Raw genomic sequence first — 16,437 nt, 5'->3', positions numbered from 1 at the left:
AAGTATGTTAAAACAAACATTTTTATTTACAACTATAATGCTTTTGTATAGTTATTCGCTGTCGTTGTAAATATTTAATACGCTAATAATAAGTGGTATAGGAATTGTTAATTATTAACAAACTCCTATACCTTTTTTGTTTAGGTGCTTAAAATTTTAGAAGATGCAGCGGATATTAGCGATTGATGATGATAAGGATATTTTAGAGATCCTGCAATTGATACTTGAATACAAGGGTTATGAGGTGGAAACTTTAGCCGATGGCCGGCACTTGTTTGAAACAATAAAGCAATACCACCCGGATTTGATCATATTGGATATTATGCTGGGCAATTTCGACGGCAGAAAATTGTGTTCTGAGCTTAAATCTCACCGCGACACACGAGATATTCCGGTTATTTTGCTATCGGCAAGCCATACTGTTCACGGCAACTTCCACAAAAATGGCAACCCGGACGATTTCATAGCTAAGCCATTTGACATAGACATATTGTTGAATAGTGTTGAACGTCAGTTGGTAGCGTAAAATACCAACGTCCGAGGCCCCAAGCCCGGACTTTTTATTTTACGAAAAACACGTAAAGTTTTAAACATTCCCAACCATATCCTGTTAAACAGGCTAAATATTTTTCCACACTTATACGTCGGCATTTATTAGTGCGTTAAAATGATGTTTTCCACAAATTGTTAATTACTAATGTGAATTGCTTTTTTGTGTTTGACTAATTTAGCGCAACTATTTTTACCCATTATGATAAAAATCAGCTACCGGATACTGCTCTTTTCCATATTATTTGCATTTAACGCACAGGCCCAGCAAAGCCCGTCTTTCCAAATTAACCGCGTTTATCAGGCCGCCGGCGATTTGCTGGAGAAAGGTATGTATGTGGCTGCTGCACAGCAATATCACCTGGTGATGGATTCAAGACTAAAAACCAGCAACCAGCCGCAGTTTGAAAGTGAGTTAACCCTGCTTAAAGAAAATTCTCAATACTACGTGGCACTTTGTGCCCTTGAGTTACAAAACGACGATGCCGAGCCACTGTTCCTGAAATTTATACATGACCATCCCGAAAATCCGCTGGCTAAACTGGCTATTTTTCAGATCGGCCGTTTTTATTCAAAAAAAGGCGACTATAAAACCGCCATGTTATGGTTCGATAAGATCACCGCAGGCCAGCTTAGCGGCGGCGAGTATACTGAGTATAAATTCCGCAAAGGCTACGCTTATTTTTCTTTAGGCGATTTTAAGAACGCGCAGCTACAGTTTAGCGAGATAAAAGATTACCGCTCGCCTTATACTGACGATGCTATTTATTATTTTGCTTACATAGCCTATTTGAATAAAGACTACCATGTAGCATTGGTAAACTTTGAAAAACTTAAAAACTCAAAAAAATACGAAACCAGCTATCCGTATTATATCACCGCGGTTTACTTTTTGGATAAACGTTATAATGATGTACTAAGCTACGCGGTGCCTATCGTTAACAACACCAAACAGCAAAATGAGACAGAGATGCTGCGCATAATTGCTGCTTCGTACTTTGCTAAGGTTGATTATGATAATGCGGTAAAATACTATGACCGCTTTGAGGCCCGCGACCAGGGCCGTACGCAAAACACGCAGGATAGCTACCAAATGGGTTATGCCTATTACAAGGTGGGTAACTATGCTAAATCGGCAAGTGAGCTGGAAAAGCTGATTGAGCAACAGGATACCTACAGCCAAAGCGGTAGCTATACCCTGGGCGAGGTTTTCCTGAAGATGAATAACAAGCAAAGTGCACGTAACGCTTTTCTGAACGCTTCAAAACTAAGCTTTGATAAACAACTGCAGGAAGACGCTTTGTATCAATATGCCAAACTCTCATACGAGCTTGACTTCAATAGCCAGGCTTTAGAGGCTACCCGCACTTACCTGAAAAACTATCCGCGCTCGCCGCGTATCACTGAAATGAAAGTGTTATTAGGCGAAGAGCTGCTGAATTCGCACGCGTATAAAGAAGCTGTTGACATTCTGGAGCCTATAGCCAATAAAAGCCCTAGCGCTAAAATAGCCTATCAAAAAGTTGCTTACTATCGCGGCTTAGAGTTTTATAATGAGCGCGCTTTTGAAAACGCTATCGGTATTTTCCTGCGCTCGCTCAAAGATCCGGTTGACCCTTATATTAAAGCTTTAACTACCTATTGGATGGCCGAGGCCATGTATGAGGTACGCAAATACACTGAGTCTGTACAGACATTTCAGGACTTTTTGGATTTACCTGAAGCCAAACAAACCAACCTTTATAACTATGCTAATTACGCGTTGGGGTATGCAGCGTTTTATGGTGAGAAATACCGTACGGCGGCCACTTACTTCCAGCGTTTTATTGATGGAGAGGAAAAGGACCGTAACACAGTTAACGATGCCATTACCCGTATCGGTGATAGCTTCTTTGTGCTGAAAAGCTACGAGAAAGCGCTGGAGTATTACAACCGCATTATTGACGGACATATCAAAGGCGAAGATTATGCCTTGTTTCAGCGCGGGATGATTCAGGGCTTACAAGGCGCTCCTGACAGCAAGATATCTACCTTAAAAGACTTGTTAAATACCTTCCCTAACTCTGATTATGCTGATGATGCTGATTTTGAGATAGCTTATACCTATTTTATAAAAAACGATGGCCCAACTGCCAAAACCCTGCTTCAGCAAATGATGCAGAAATATCCTAACAGCAGTTACATTCCGCGTGCTTTGGTTACCGTTGGTTTAATTGATTACAACGCCGGCAATGACGACCTGGCGGTTGAATCATTCAAGCAGGTTATTAAAGATTATGCATCAACAGATGAAGCTAAACAGGCCTTAAAACAGATCGAGAAAATATACACTGATAAAGGCGATGCCCAAACCTTTATTGCTTACGCGCAAACCACACCTATTGGTAACTATACCACATCTGAGCAGGAAAGCATTATGTATACCGCTGCCAATAACCTTTATTTACAGGGTAACTGGCAAGGTGTGGTATCTGCTGTGGGCGCTTATTTTGATAAGTTCCCTACCAAGCCTATTTACGAAAAACAATCGCGTTTTATCCGCGCCCAGGCTTTGGTTAATCTGAAACGTGACGATGAAGCGATTGTAGATTATAACGTGATCCTGAACGACTGGACCAGCAGTTCGACCGAGCAATCACTGATAGCAATGGCTAAGCTATACATCGGCAAAAAGAAATATAACGACGCCGTAGTGTTTCTGAAAAAGCTGGAAGTTAACTCAGAATATAAAGCCGATTACACCTTCGCTATTAACAATCTGTTGTTGTGTTACGCACAGATGCACGCTGCCGATGATGCCTTGAATTATGTGAAATTAATTCGCCAGAATGAAAAATCATCGCAAGAGGACAAATTCCGCACAGGTTTGTATGCCGGTTTGGCTTACCTGCAAAAAGGCGACACCACTGCAGCAGTGAACGAGTTTGATTACACCGTAGCAAACACCAAAACAATTGCGGCAGCCGAGGCCAAGTATAATATAGCCCGCGTTCAATACCTGAAACGCCAGTATAAAACATCGCAAAAAACCTGTCTTGATCTGGCTAAAGAAATGCCTAATTATGATTATTGGGTAGCTAAAACATTTATTTTATTGGCCGATGATTATGTAGCCTTGAAAGACAAGTTCCAGGCTACAGCAACGCTACAGTCAGTACTGGACAACTATAAGGGCGATGACGACATACTGCCAACCGCACAAGCCGCGCTCGACAAAATATCGCCACCAAAAAAACCTCTTGAAAACAATATTGCTCAGCCCGACTCGACGCAGAGCAAACCAGATACAACTACTAATAAACCGGTTAATAAAGGATAAAGAGAACAAGCACATGAAACTGAAATACACCTACACGCTGTTTACTTTGATCATGGTATTATACTTTGTTCCGGTTAGCGCGCAAAAAAGTACGAAGGCCAAGAAAACCGCTACAAAAACAACAGCTAAAAAAACTACCTCTACCAAGCCGGCTTCAAAAGCGGCCACAAAATCTGCTGCCACAAAAAAACAAGCAGACACCAAATCATTAGGTGACCAGGCGTCTGCAACCAAGGCCGCAATTGATACTACAAAAAACGGCGGTGGAGCTAACGGCGCCAACGGACAAAATGGTGGCAGCTTGTCTGAAGAGATCGTGATCACATCGGCTTACAAACCTTTGCTGGCGGACGCCGTAAAGATACGTCGCAATCCTGATTTGACCGATAAAAGCCCATATAAAGCTCCGCTTAGTTATACCCCATTAGACAAACGCCTGGAGCAGAACTCTGAAATTAAACAACTGGATGCTATGAAAATGCCGCCTATTGTTGATACCGTACCTTACAATAATATTGTACGTGTTGGCATAGGCAACCTCAAAACAACCTTTGCTGAAGGCTATTTCGGCAATGGCCAGGATATGGCAATGCAGGTTGGTGGTTATTTCAGGCATCTGGCACAAAGCAGCAGCTCATATGCCAATCAAAAAAGTAATAAAGAAGAAATTGGCGTTTATGGTAAAAACATCGGTGAAACCAATACCTTATCGGGCCGTATTGACTTTGTGAATAAGGGCAACTATTTTTATGGTTATGATAAGGACAATCCGCCTGCAACCCTGGATATTGCACACCAATATTTTAACACCTTAAGCGCAGAAGGCGAGATAGCCAAGAACTATAAAGATGTAGAAAACGATTTTACCTATGCTTTAAAATTAAAGGGCTACGTATTTGGTGATCGTTTTAAGGCTCGTGAAAATAACCTGGTACTATCGGGCTTCTTAAACCAAACCATTAACCAGTTTTATACCGGCCTAAGCGCATCGCTTGATCTGAGTACCCAAAAAGATTCTTTGTATTCATACAATAATAGCATCGTTCGTTTAAACCCTTATATCAAGTTTCAGGGCGATAACTATAAAATTGACGCGGGTATCAATATCGTTGATGAATTCGGCTTCGCCGGACGTTTCTCGCTATTCCCTGCCGCCAAGTTAGAGTATCAGGTAATACCCAAATATGTACGGTTGTTTGTTGAGGCTAAAGGCGATGTAAACAAATCGTCGCTAAGCGATTTTTACAATTATAACCCATTCCTGGGGCAGAATTTGACCATCAAAAACTCTGTTGATAAACTAGACCTGAGCGCCGGTTTAAAAGGCACGCTCGCTCCGGGTCTTGGCTTTAAAGCAATCATCTATCGCAACACTGTTAAAGACATGCCGCTGTTTGTAAGTAACTTTAATTTTGCCAAAGGCCAAAATCGCTTTGCTGTGATCTATGACAACGGCACAGCAACTGTAAGCGGCTTTGACGGTGAACTGGATTACAAAGTATCGGGCGATATAAATCTTTTTGGCCGTGTGGAATTTAAGAGCTACAAAATGGCATCTGAAGAACAGCCGTGGAACCTGCCCAAATTTAAACTAACCGCCGGTACCGCAGTGAATATTAACGACAAGGTGAAAATAACAGGCTCATTACTGGTTAGAGGTTTGGCTAACGACAGGCCAAATGCAGCTGCGTTTGCAGCAACATATGGTACAACATTGCCGGGCCCGGTAGTAACTACTGAAATCAGTCAGTTTATTGACCTGAGTGGTAGTGTTGAATACCGCGCCACCAAACAGATATCAATATTTGGCAGAGTAAATAATATTTTAAATTCAACAAATCAAACCTGGTTATATTATCCTGATTACGGATTTAATATATTTGGCGGCGCAAGTTATAGCTTCTAAAGTCTGACGTTGTAAAGCCGCAGAGTGCAAATTTCAGTTTTGCTGTTTTAAAACTTTGCCTTACCGACTTAAGACTTATATTTGAAGTTCACTAATTAACCGTTACTTTTAGGAAATGGATGTAGGCTTTTATTTAGGCGAATTGCTGATGCAGCAGGGCGAAGTAAGTGTACCCGGATTGGGCTACTTTGTGCAGGCACGCGTTAGTGGTTACTACGATGAAAATGAACGCAAATTTTATCCACCCTACCACCAGGCGCAGTTTGATCCGCAGTCGATCGATGACGACGCGCTGGCGGAATATATCGCGGTTAAAAAGAATATCTCTGTAGCGTCGGCACGGTATTTTGCCGAGAAGTATATCACTAATCTTAAACAACAGGCGTTAATTACCGAGGTGCCAATTGGCAATCTTGGCTGGTTTTATACCGAGTTGGCCCAGCTAAGCTTCAAACCGGCGGCTAAAATTATTGATGATACTATTTTTTACGGATTTGAACCCGTGAGCCTTAGTAAAATTAACGATGCCAGGGCTGTTGAAGAGCGACCAGCGGTTAAACTAGACTTTCCGCCACGTACGGTGCCGCCAACACCGGCAGTTAATGAAGATTTAAGCCAGGAATTTGTACAGTTGCCGCCAGTTGACGAAGAACCGGTAAACATTCCTTCGTACGAAACATCATCAGAAAATGAGGATGCTCCTGAGTTTTTCGATCCGGAAGAAGAGCATACTACATCGTCATTTAGCGGCCCTTTGCGTTTAGTAATGTTTGTGCTTATGGGTATTGTTATTATAGGCCTGGGTATATTTGCTTTATACCGCTATCAGCCTGATACCTTTGCCCGGATAGCATTTTGGAAACGTAAGCAACCGGTTGTTTTGCCTGTAAAGCCCAAACCGGCCGTTAAAATTGCAGATACGTTAAGCAGCGACACTTTAAGAACAGATACCAACGAGGTAAAAACCGATACTATCAAACCCGGAGCTGCGCAATTAAGCCAAACAGCCGCTATTAAGAAAGATACTGTGCAGGCCAATGCCAGGAGCATAAAAGTCATTTCAACAACACCGGTTACGCAGGATATTAAACCCAAGTCAAGAATATTATCCGTAACACCGGTCGACCCGGGTACCCACATAACCAAAAAAGAAATTGTGGTGTCAAAAAATCCGGTTAATCCAACTGTTGTGCCGGCTCCCTCTACCACTAAAAAGAAAGAGGTTGTTAATAAACAAAACATTGTTTCACAACAAACCACAACTCCTGCCGTTACTAAACCAACGGCCGTGACAAAAAGTAAAACGACAGTTGCAAATGCGCCGGTGACTAACACATCGCTTATTGCTAAACCGTCAGACGCTGTGGGTACACGCCGTTTTGAGGTTTATGCGTTTACAACCGGTAGCATTGCCGAGGCAAATACAGCTATTAAAAGAATGAGAAAATATGGCCTCGACCCGCGTGTGGTAACAGATGCGCCCGGTACCTTGATACATATTTCTATAGGACACTTTACTACCAAACAAGAAGCAACAGATCTGGCGTTTAAAGAGATTGAAGCCGGTCATGTTCCGGGAGGTAACGCCTACGGGTTTGAGATAATACCACAAAAATAAATTACAATTAATGCAAGCAGCAGTAACAGACACCATTAACAAACTAGCAGATACCGCTAATCATGCCGCGCAACAGCTGGCAGCCGTTCCTGATCAAGAATTACGTTTTGGCGACCTCTTATTAAAAGGTGGCTGGGTGATGGTCCCGATCGGGATTTTGGCGATATTAGGTTTGGTTATATTTTTTGAACGATATTTTACCATTCGCAAAGCATCAAAAGACGAAAGCAACCTGATGCAACAGGTACGAAGCAGTATATTAACAGGCAACCTTGAGTCGGCTATCGCGATATGCCGCAACAGCAACTCGCCGCTGGGCCGTATGCTGCAAAAGGGTTTGTTACGTATTGGCAGGCCAATAAAAGATATTGAAGGCGCTATCGAAAACATCGGTAAGCTGGAAGTATCAAAACTGGAAAAGAACATCGGCATTTTGGGCATTGTAGCCGGTATTGCGCCTATGTTTGGTTTCCTGGGTACCATTGCAGGTGTAATCAAGATCTTTTACGACATTTCAAAAACTGATAACATCAGCATGGGCGTAATCTCAGGCGGTTTGTATGTAAAAATGGTAACATCAGCAGCAGGTCTGTTTGTCGGTATCGTAGCTTATGTTTGCTACCATGTATTAAATATGATGGTTGACAAAGTGATCCTTAAACTGGAAACCGACGCCATTGAATTTATTGACCTGTTAGAGGAGCCAAGCAAATAATGAATTTAAGAAAGAGAACACGCGGGGCATCGGCCGAGGTGCATACATCGGCAATGAACGATATCATGTTCTTCCTGCTTCTGTTTTTCCTTATTGCGTCGACGGTTACCAACCCCAACGTGATTAAGCTGATGCTGCCCAAATCATCAAGCGGGCAATCAGTATCCAAAAAAACAATTACGGTTTCCATCACTAAAGATTTAAAGTATTACGTCGACAAAAAAGAAGTTGCTGTTACCGATCTGAATAACACGCTGACCGGCTATAAATCATTAGCAACAGAGCTGACCATAGTACTTTATGTAGATAAAACAGTAGCCATACAAGACGTAGTGCAGGTAATGGACATAGCCCAGAAACTGAACATTAAACTAGTGTTGGCGACGGAACCGAAGGGATAAAGTCATTGGGTCATCAAGTCATTTGCTTCGCGTCATTAGAGCAAATGACAAATGACAGCGAAGCGACAATGACCAAATGACGCGCAAAGCGCAAATGAAATGAATTACCAACAAGAAGAAAATAATTATCCAAAGGCATTGGCATGTACGGCTGTAATATTGGCTGCTGTGATGGCTTTGTGCTATTTTATTGTCTTCACTAACCCGCCTAAAGAGCAAGATGGTACCGGTGGTATACTGGTAAATTATGGTACCACAGATGAGGGTATGGGCAGTGATTACATGAACACTGAAGAACCATCAATGGCTGAAAAGGCAAACCACAGTAAGCCTGACAAGGTTACTCCTGCCCCACCAACCGAAGAAAAACAAAAAGTTGAAGCCAGCGACAAAAACGTGGTAACCCAAAATACCGAAGACGCGCCCGAAGTTGCAGCTAACACCAAAAAGCCAAGTAACACCGTAGCTACCACGCCAACCAAAGCGCCGGCCAAGCCTACCATAAACCAAAACGCGTTATATAAAGGTAAAACCAATACCGGTACAGGCGAAGGCGACGGTACAACCAATACACCGGGCAACCAGGGTAAAACCACCGGCAGCACGCTTACCAATAATTACAACGGTACCGGCTCAGGCAATGGCGGCGGCTTAATGATGTCGCAGCGTAATTTCACCAACCGGCCAGCGGTAAGTGACGATGGCAGACACACCGGGAAAGTAATTGTAGATATCCGTGTAGATAAAAATGGCAACGTGGTTTATGCTAAAGCCGGCGCACGCGGCACCACCATAACTGATTCGGGTTTGTTGCAACGCTGTGAAGATGCCGTTAGGAACGCTCATCTGAATCCGCTTGACTCAGCACCTGATCCGCAGATTGGCACAGTAGTGTTTGTATTCCGGGTGAAGTAAGCTTCCCGACAACTCTTAAATCAATAATTACTTAACTGTCAATAACTTAACCAACTGTTGTAGTTAATATCTCTTACCTAACAGGACAACTTATTTCACCGAAGTTATTTTTTATTTAAACACCTGTATTTCAATAACTTATTGTAGTTTTATTTAATCGACAACCCTTAACTATTAAACTAAAACACAATTGCAATGAAAAAAATCCTGTATCTATTTGCTGCGGTAGCCATAATGGTATCGTGCAAAAATGCTGCCTCTACAACTGCTGCTAAAACAGACACTGCAGCCATGCCTTACAAAGCTGTCTATTCCAATGACATCAAATTCAGCGACAGCACTAAAAATGTGCGCGCGGTACTACAATCGCTAAAAGACTGGGAAGATAATAAACTAGCCAACGCTCCGGCTTATTTTGCAGATACCGTTGCTATGGACTTCTGGAACGGCACCTCGATTAAAATGAAACGCGACAGCCTTACTTTAATTTCGCAAAAATATCGCGACAGCCTGGCAAGCTCAAAAATTGAAGTAGCCGTTCATTTGAACTTACACCTTAACGACAAAAATGAAGACTGGGTATGTGTGTGGTATAAGCAAATTGACACCTATAAAAATGGCAAAGTTGATTCGGCCGAATATCAGGATGATAACTTATTGAAAAATGGCAAAATTGTTTATGTAGATGATAAACGCCGTACCTTAAAACCAGCTGCAAAAAAGTAAAACGGTTATAATCCAACTAAAAAAGCTCCCGATCGTCGCAGGAGCTTTTTTAGTTTATGGTATATGCTATTCCAGACAATGCGTTTTCACCTTATCCATAAAATGCTCCAGGTCGAAAGGTTTGGCTATATGATCGTCGGCGCCGCAGTCGCGGGTTATCGTTTCAAGGTCGCTATTGGCCGATACCAGAATTACTGGAAGATGTTTTAAACGTTCATCGTTTTTAATATAGGTACACATGGCCTGACCGTTTTCGCCCTTAAGGGCCAGGTCAAGTAAAACCAAACCTACTTCTTTTTCGTGCAAACGGCGTCTGGCCGATTGGGTGTCTGCCAAACTAATCACTTTATAGCCGCCTACCTCTAATAAAATGCTCATCATTTCGCCTATAACAGGCTCGTCTTCAACAATTAGTACTTTTCTTTTCATAGTAAATGCCAATAGGTCAAGCATATTGCAATTGTTATACCAGTTTAGAATCAGGAGGAAAGAAACAAGAGCCAGGAGGCAGTTAACAGCATCACAAAAAATCTTGACTCTTGACTCTTGTCTCTTGACTCTTCTACATACCTTTGCCTTTGCAATGAACTACCAGGAAACACTTGATTATTTATACGCACAATTGCCCATGTTTACCCGCGTGGGGGTATCGGCTTTCAAAGCTAATCTGGATAACACCATATGGCTTTGCCAACTGCTGGATAATCCGCAGAACCGGTTTAAAAGCATACACATAGCCGGTACCAACGGAAAAGGCTCAACCTCGCACATGCTGGCTGCTATACTGCAAACAGCGGGTTACAAAACCGGTTTATATACATCGCCGCATCTTAAAGATTTCAGGGAGCGTATCAGAATTAACGGAGCGATGATCAATGAGCAGGCGGTAATAGATTTCGTGGCCGGTCATCAGCATGATTTCGAAACAATACAACCCTCTTTTTTTGAGATGACGGTTGCACTGGCTTTTGATTATTTTGCGAAAGAACGGGTAGATATCGCCGTTATTGAAACCGGTTTGGGCGGGCGACTGGATTCCACCAATATCATTACACCCCTGCTATCAGTAATTACCAACATAGGCTGGGACCATATGAATTTACTGGGTGATACCTTACCAAAAATAGCCGGCGAAAAAGCCGGTATCATCAAACCACACATACCGGTAGTTATCGGCGAACGGCAGGACGAAGTTGCAGAGGTATTTACCAGCAAAGCACGGGAAGAGCATGCACCAATAATTTTTGCCTCAGATATTTATGAAACCGCGGTTGCCGGAGGCGATAATAATTTAAAAGAAATTGAACTGATATCAAACAATGATACGTTAAACCTTGAATTAGACCTGACCGGCAGTTATCAGCTTAAAAATGTTAAAATGGTTTTGGCCGCGGTAAACGAGCTACGAAAGCAAGGTTTTAACATTACCGACGATCATATCAAAACTGCTTTGCGCCAGGTTAAAACACTAACAGGTTTACATGGCCGTTGGGAAACCCTGAACACATCGCCCCTGACCATTTGCGATACCGGGCATAACCCTGATGGTATTGCCGAGGTACTGAAAAATATAGCTAATATTAAGTACCGGCAGCTCCATTTTGTGATAGGCATGGTGAATGATAAAGACGGCGCAAAAGTGCTTTCAATGCTTCCTGCAGATGCCGTCTATTATTTCTGCAAGCCGGATATGCCACGCGGGCTGGATGCTGAAATACTACAGCAAAACGCGGCCGACTTTGGTTTGGCTGGCAATGCTTATCCATCGGTAAAAACAGCGCTAAAAGCCGCACAGAGCGCCGCACAGACCAACGACCTGATATTTGTTGGCGGCAGCACTTTTGTAGTGGCAGAGGCTATTTAAATCGGCTGTTATTTATATCTTCACCCTAAAACCAACTGCATGAGCCAGATTACCTGGGGCATTATCGGCTGCGGCGACGTGACCGAGAAAAAAAGCGGCCCTGCCTTTAATAAAGTTCCGGATAGTAAACTAATAGCCGTGATGCGCCGCAATGCTGAAAAAGCTGCAGATTACACCAGGCGGCACAACGTACCTAAATGGTATACCGATGGGCAACAATTGATAGATGACCCGGAGATTAATTCCATCTACATCGCTACACCGCCTTCTTCGCATATTGGCTATGCACTGGCTGCTTTAAAAGCCGGAAAAAACGTGTACATAGAAAAACCGGTTACCCTGAATGCTAAAGAAGCCTCAACCATTGCTGAAGCGGCCACACAAAGCGAGGGCAGAGTGGCCATAGCACATTATCGCCGTGCGCAGCCCATGTTTTTATATGTAAAACATTTACTGGATACCGGCGCCATTGGCGACGTGCGCATGGCGCAAATAAAAATGTGGCAAAGCCTGCGCCCGCAGCTTATTACCCAAACGCCAGATAACTGGCGCATTGATCCGGCCTTGTCAGGCGGGGGGTATTTCCATGACCTGTCGCCACACCAGTTGGATTTAATGCTTTACTTTTTTGGAGAGCCCGAGTATTATAATGGCCGCGCGCTCAACCAATCTGGTTATTATGGCTGCGATGACCAGGTGAGCGGACAGCTTATTTTCAACAATAAAGTGGTAGTAAACGGTAGCTGGAGCTTCAACGTATCTATTGACGAAAAGATAGACCAGTGTCATATAGTCGGCACTAAGGGTAGCATTAGCTTCCCGGTGTTTGGGCACGATGTTACCGTGAAGATCGGCTCGGACGAAAAGTTGGTTCACTTCCCTCCGCTTGAGCATGTGCAGCAACCAATGATTGAAAAAGTAGTGAACTATTTTAAAGCTGAAGGAGAAAACCCATGCTCAATTAACGAAGCTGTGGTGTTGATGAAAGTGATGGATGCGTTTAGCCAGACCTTATAAAACAAAATTGTCATTTCGAACGGAGTGAGAAATCTATACATCTGTATTTACGCTTTGAATTGCGCGTGTATAGATTTCTCGCTATCGCTCGAAATGACAGGGTCACAAAGCATCTTCAATTAACTTTTCTTCTTCGGCACCTTTGCCCCCTCTTTCCGGGCTTCTGACAGCCCGATAGCGATGGCTTGTTTTTTACTGGTTACCTTTTTACCGCTGCCGCTTTTTAGCTTGCCTTCATGCATTTCGTGCATGGTTTTCTCTACTTTTTCGCCGGCTTTTTCTGAATACTTTGCCATGATATTGTTTTTAAGTAAATGATATTAAACTGATGCAAAATATTTGCCAACTTTACAAACATGACTCCTATTGCAGAAACAGATCTTATCCTTAACGCCGACGGCAGTGTCTATCATCTTAATTTGATGCCCGGTGACGTGGCCGATACCGTGATTACTGTAGGCGATCCCGACCGCGTGGCCGAGGTGAGTAAATACTTTGACTACATCGAATTAAAAAAAGGAAAACGCGAGTTTATCACCCATACCGGCACCATCAGTGGTAAACGCATAACCGTACTATCAACTGGCATCGGTACAGATAATATTGACATAGTTTTTAACGAGCTGGATGCACTGGTGAACATTGATTTGAAAACGCGTACGGTAAACCCCCATTTGCGCAGCCTCAACATTATCCGTATAGGCACATCGGGAGCGGTACAAAAAGATATTGAAATTGATACCTTATTACTATCATCGGCAGCTATAGGTTTAGATCCGCTGATGCACTATTATCTGCAAAACTCGGGTAAAAATGAACAAGCCTTGTTAGATGCTTTCAAACAGGCCTTGCCCGACACTAATTTATCGCCATATATCGCATCCGCTGGTCAAGCCCTGTTGGCTGCGTTGAGTGATAACGAGCGACAGGGTATTACTATCACCGCACCTGGCTTTTATTCGCCCCAGGGACGGCAGGTACGCGCCGTAGCTGCGGTACCGAACCTGATGAAGGCGGTTCAACAATTTAATTTTAACGGGCAGCGCATTACTAACCTTGAAATGGAAACGGCCGGCATTTATGGGCTGGCGGCTGCGTTGGGCCACCAGGCGGTATCCTGCAATATTATACTGGCTAACCGCGCTACACAGGTTTTCAGCAAGCAACCGGGCACCATTATGGATTATTATATCAGGCATATTCTTGAAAAGTTGTACGTGTTACGTTAAACCCAATGCTAATTGCTTATCTTCAAAACATAAAAGGAACGCTGACGTTACCTGTAAAAATTTTCTATCTACGGCATGATAACAAGAAATACACCGGCTCCTTTTTACGAAAGATTATCGCTGATTTTAATTGGCCTGCTGGCGCTGGGTTTTCTGGTGATACAAGGTAAAGATGTGCTTGATCCATTAATGTTCGGCTTTTTGTTCGCCATTTTACTGTCGCCGGTTTCGGGCTTTTTCGAGCGAAAGTTAAAAGCTCCGCGTAGCGTATCGTCATTTTTATCTATCATTTTATTGGTAAGCTTTATTGCCGGCGTGTTGTACCTGGTAGGTTCACAGATCACCAAACTGACCGACGACTGGCCTATGCTGCAAAAACAGATAGCACAATCTGTTAATGACTTATACGACTGGGTGCAGAGCACCTTTCATTACGACGTCACTAAACAAAAAATATTCCTCAGCAACACGGAGCATAAAATTCTGTCACGCGGAAGCGAGGTGGTGAGTACAACCTTTGGCGCAGTATCGTCGCTCATGTTGTTCTATGTATTCATCATGATCTTTACATTTTTTATCCTGTTTTATCGCAAGTTGCTATTCAGCTTTATTTTGCAGGCTTTTGGCAAAACCAATGAACCTATTGTACACGATATTGTTGAAAACATTCAGGCTATTTTAAGGCAGTATATTCTGGGTTTACTATTGGAGATGATTATCGTGGCAACAGTAGCCTGCACGGTATTTTTACTCATCGGCATTAAATACGCTGCTTTACTGGGTATCATTGTCGGCTTATTTAACATTATCCCTTACCTGGGCATTTTTACCGCTTTACTGCTAAGCGTACTGATAACTTTTGCAACCGGGCCAGTTAGCAATGCTGTATGGGTAGCTATAAGCGTAATAGCGATTCACGCGGTGGATGCCAACGTTTTATTGCCAACCGTTGTGGGCTCAAAAGTGCGATTGAACGCACTGATTACCTTCCTGGGTATTATTCTGGGCGAAATGATGTGGGGCTTATCTGGCATGTTTTTGTCAATACCTGTCATGGCCATTTTTAAAATCATTTTTGACCGCATTGAAAGCACCAAGCCCTGGGGCTATTTATTAGGCGGCGATTACGAGTTCAAGAAATCGGCCGAGAAAAAAATGAAAACCCGGTAAACTATTGTTATGCGTCTTAAATGTTTTATAGCCTCTTTATTGTTTTGTGTTACTGCATTTGCACAGGCGCCAAAATCATTTAAAGTAGTGCCGCTTGGTGTTTTGGGTGGTATTGATGAAAGCAATATGTCGGCTTATATGATAGCTCCCGTTGGCAGCAATAATTTTATCTGCATGGATGCGGGTACACTACATTACGGCATTGAGCAAGCCATAAAAAATAAAGTATTTAATATCTCTGCCGGCCAGGTTTTAAAACGATATATCAAGGATTACTTTATATCGCATTCACATCTTGACCATGTGTCGGGGCTTATCATTAATTCGCCCGACGACACCGCCAAGAATATTTATGCCTTTGCCGATTGCATCAATACGTTAAAAACTCACTACTTCAGTTGGACAAGCTGGGCCAACTTCGCCAACGAAGGCGAAGCACCCGCCTTAAAAAAATACAGCTACCAGGTTATGCAGCCCGGCGTTGAGGTGAATGCAGCTAATACCGCAATGCAGGTAACAGCCTACCCGCTAAGCCATTCAAACCTAACCAGTACTGCCTTCCTTGTTAAAAGTAATAACAGTTATATTTTGTACCTGGGCGATGTAGGCCCCGATGCTATCGAGAAAAGCAATAAACTGCACAAGCTTTGGGAAGTTATTACGCCACTGGTTAAAACACACCGACTTAAAGCCATCATGATGGAGGTGTCATTTCCTGATGAGCAGCCAGACAAAACACTGTTTGGCCACTTTACACCGAAATGGCTGATGACTGAATTTAAAGAGCTAGGTAAATTAACCGGCAATGACGCTTTAATAGGACTGAATCTGGTAGTAGTGCATCTGAAACCGCCTTACACTAACATCGTCAAAATAAAACAGCAGTTAAAGACTGAAAATACATTAGGCCTGAATGTGATTTACCCGGTGCAAGGGAAAGAGTTGGTATTTTAGTCCCCATCATGCCGTCCGTCAGCCGACGGATCAGCATCTCATTTGCAAAGTTAC

Annotated in this window: 15 protein-coding genes; 13 read left to right on the top strand and 2 right to left on the bottom strand. The window is 43.0% G+C overall.

All coding sequences use genetic code 11. The annotated features are described in order from the left end of the window. Positions 1-163: 163 nt before the first annotated feature. From ACFS5N_RS00775 to ACFS5N_RS00740, 8 genes are all read left to right on the top strand, one after another. Positions 164-526 (top strand): response regulator, encoded by a 363-nt coding sequence (locus ACFS5N_RS00775; RefSeq protein ID WP_377181196.1) that lies wholly within the window; start codon positions 164-166, stop codon positions 524-526. Positions 527-751: 225 nt separating this feature from the next. Beyond that, positions 752-3,868 carry a tetratricopeptide repeat protein gene (locus ACFS5N_RS00770; RefSeq protein ID WP_377181194.1) on the top strand — a complete coding sequence of 1,039 codons (3,117 nt, stop codon included), beginning with the start codon at positions 752-754 and terminating at the stop codon, positions 3,866-3,868. A 13-nt stretch (positions 3,869-3,881) separates the two neighbouring features. Continuing rightward, entirely contained in the window at positions 3,882-5,774 is a 1,893-nt protein-coding gene (locus ACFS5N_RS00765) for a hypothetical protein (protein WP_377181192.1), read from the top strand. A gap of 115 nt (positions 5,775-5,889) precedes the next feature. After that, a complete protein-coding gene (locus ACFS5N_RS00760; protein WP_377181190.1) occupies positions 5,890-7,392 on the top strand; it encodes an HU domain-containing protein in 1,503 nt (500 codons plus the stop codon). Between the two features lie 10 nt (positions 7,393-7,402). Continuing rightward, entirely contained in the window at positions 7,403-8,107 is a 705-nt protein-coding gene (locus ACFS5N_RS00755) for a MotA/TolQ/ExbB proton channel family protein (RefSeq protein ID WP_377181188.1), read from the top strand. After that, positions 8,107-8,508, top strand: coding sequence for an ExbD/TolR family protein (locus tag ACFS5N_RS00750; RefSeq protein ID WP_377181186.1), 402 nt, complete (start codon positions 8,107-8,109; stop codon positions 8,506-8,508). Before ACFS5N_RS00755 ends, ACFS5N_RS00750 begins: the two co-directional genes overlap by 1 nt. Before the next feature lie 99 nt (positions 8,509-8,607). Then, positions 8,608-9,423, top strand: a complete 816-nt coding sequence (locus ACFS5N_RS00745; RefSeq protein ID WP_377181184.1) for an energy transducer TonB — start codon at positions 8,608-8,610, stop codon at positions 9,421-9,423. 195 nt (positions 9,424-9,618) lie between these two features. After that, the gene (locus ACFS5N_RS00740; RefSeq protein ID WP_377181181.1) at positions 9,619-10,149 is read left to right on the top strand and encodes a hypothetical protein; all 531 of its coding nucleotides are present in this window, start codon (positions 9,619-9,621) and stop codon (positions 10,147-10,149) included. Between the two features lie 66 nt (positions 10,150-10,215). Here the strand turns inward: ACFS5N_RS00740 and ACFS5N_RS00735 are convergent, their stop codons facing one another. Next, a complete protein-coding gene (locus ACFS5N_RS00735; RefSeq protein WP_377181179.1) occupies positions 10,216-10,578 on the bottom strand; it encodes a response regulator in 363 nt (120 codons plus the stop codon). A 154-nt stretch (positions 10,579-10,732) separates the two neighbouring features. On the opposite strand from ACFS5N_RS00735, the gene ACFS5N_RS00730 reads away from it, so the two are divergent. Then, a complete protein-coding gene (locus tag ACFS5N_RS00730; protein ID WP_377181177.1) occupies positions 10,733-12,013 on the top strand; it encodes a bifunctional folylpolyglutamate synthase/dihydrofolate synthase in 1,281 nt (426 codons plus the stop codon). A gap of 39 nt (positions 12,014-12,052) precedes the next feature. Continuing rightward, positions 12,053-13,030, top strand: coding sequence for a Gfo/Idh/MocA family protein (locus tag ACFS5N_RS00725; protein ID WP_377181175.1), 978 nt, complete (start codon positions 12,053-12,055; stop codon positions 13,028-13,030). Between the two features lie 119 nt (positions 13,031-13,149). On the opposite strand, the gene ACFS5N_RS00720 is transcribed toward ACFS5N_RS00725, so the two are convergent. Next, positions 13,150-13,326, bottom strand: coding sequence for a DUF6496 domain-containing protein (locus ACFS5N_RS00720; RefSeq protein WP_377181173.1), 177 nt, complete (start codon positions 13,324-13,326; stop codon positions 13,150-13,152). 60 nt (positions 13,327-13,386) lie between these two features. Between ACFS5N_RS00720 and ACFS5N_RS00715 the strand changes: the two genes are divergently transcribed. The 3 genes from ACFS5N_RS00715 to ACFS5N_RS00705 all read left to right on the top strand — a co-directional run bounded on the left by ACFS5N_RS00715 (position 13,387) and on the right by ACFS5N_RS00705 (position 16,383). Further along, positions 13,387-14,259, top strand: a complete 873-nt coding sequence (locus ACFS5N_RS00715; protein WP_377181171.1) for a nucleoside phosphorylase — start codon at positions 13,387-13,389, stop codon at positions 14,257-14,259. Between the two features lie 75 nt (positions 14,260-14,334). Next, positions 14,335-15,429 (top strand): AI-2E family transporter, encoded by a 1,095-nt coding sequence (locus ACFS5N_RS00710; protein WP_377181169.1) that lies wholly within the window; start codon positions 14,335-14,337, stop codon positions 15,427-15,429. A gap of 9 nt (positions 15,430-15,438) precedes the next feature. Further along, positions 15,439-16,383 carry an MBL fold metallo-hydrolase gene (locus ACFS5N_RS00705; RefSeq protein WP_377181167.1) on the top strand — a complete coding sequence of 315 codons (945 nt, stop codon included), beginning with the start codon at positions 15,439-15,441 and terminating at the stop codon, positions 16,381-16,383. The last annotated feature ends 54 nt before the right edge of the window (positions 16,384-16,437 follow it).

Origin of the sequence: Mucilaginibacter ximonensis, assembly GCF_042686265.1 — a bacterium.
Classification (GTDB): Bacteria; Bacteroidota; Bacteroidia; order Sphingobacteriales; family Sphingobacteriaceae; genus Mucilaginibacter; species Mucilaginibacter ximonensis.
Note: the sequence above shows the minus strand (reverse complement) of the source record. Positions and strands in the feature narration are given on the sequence as shown.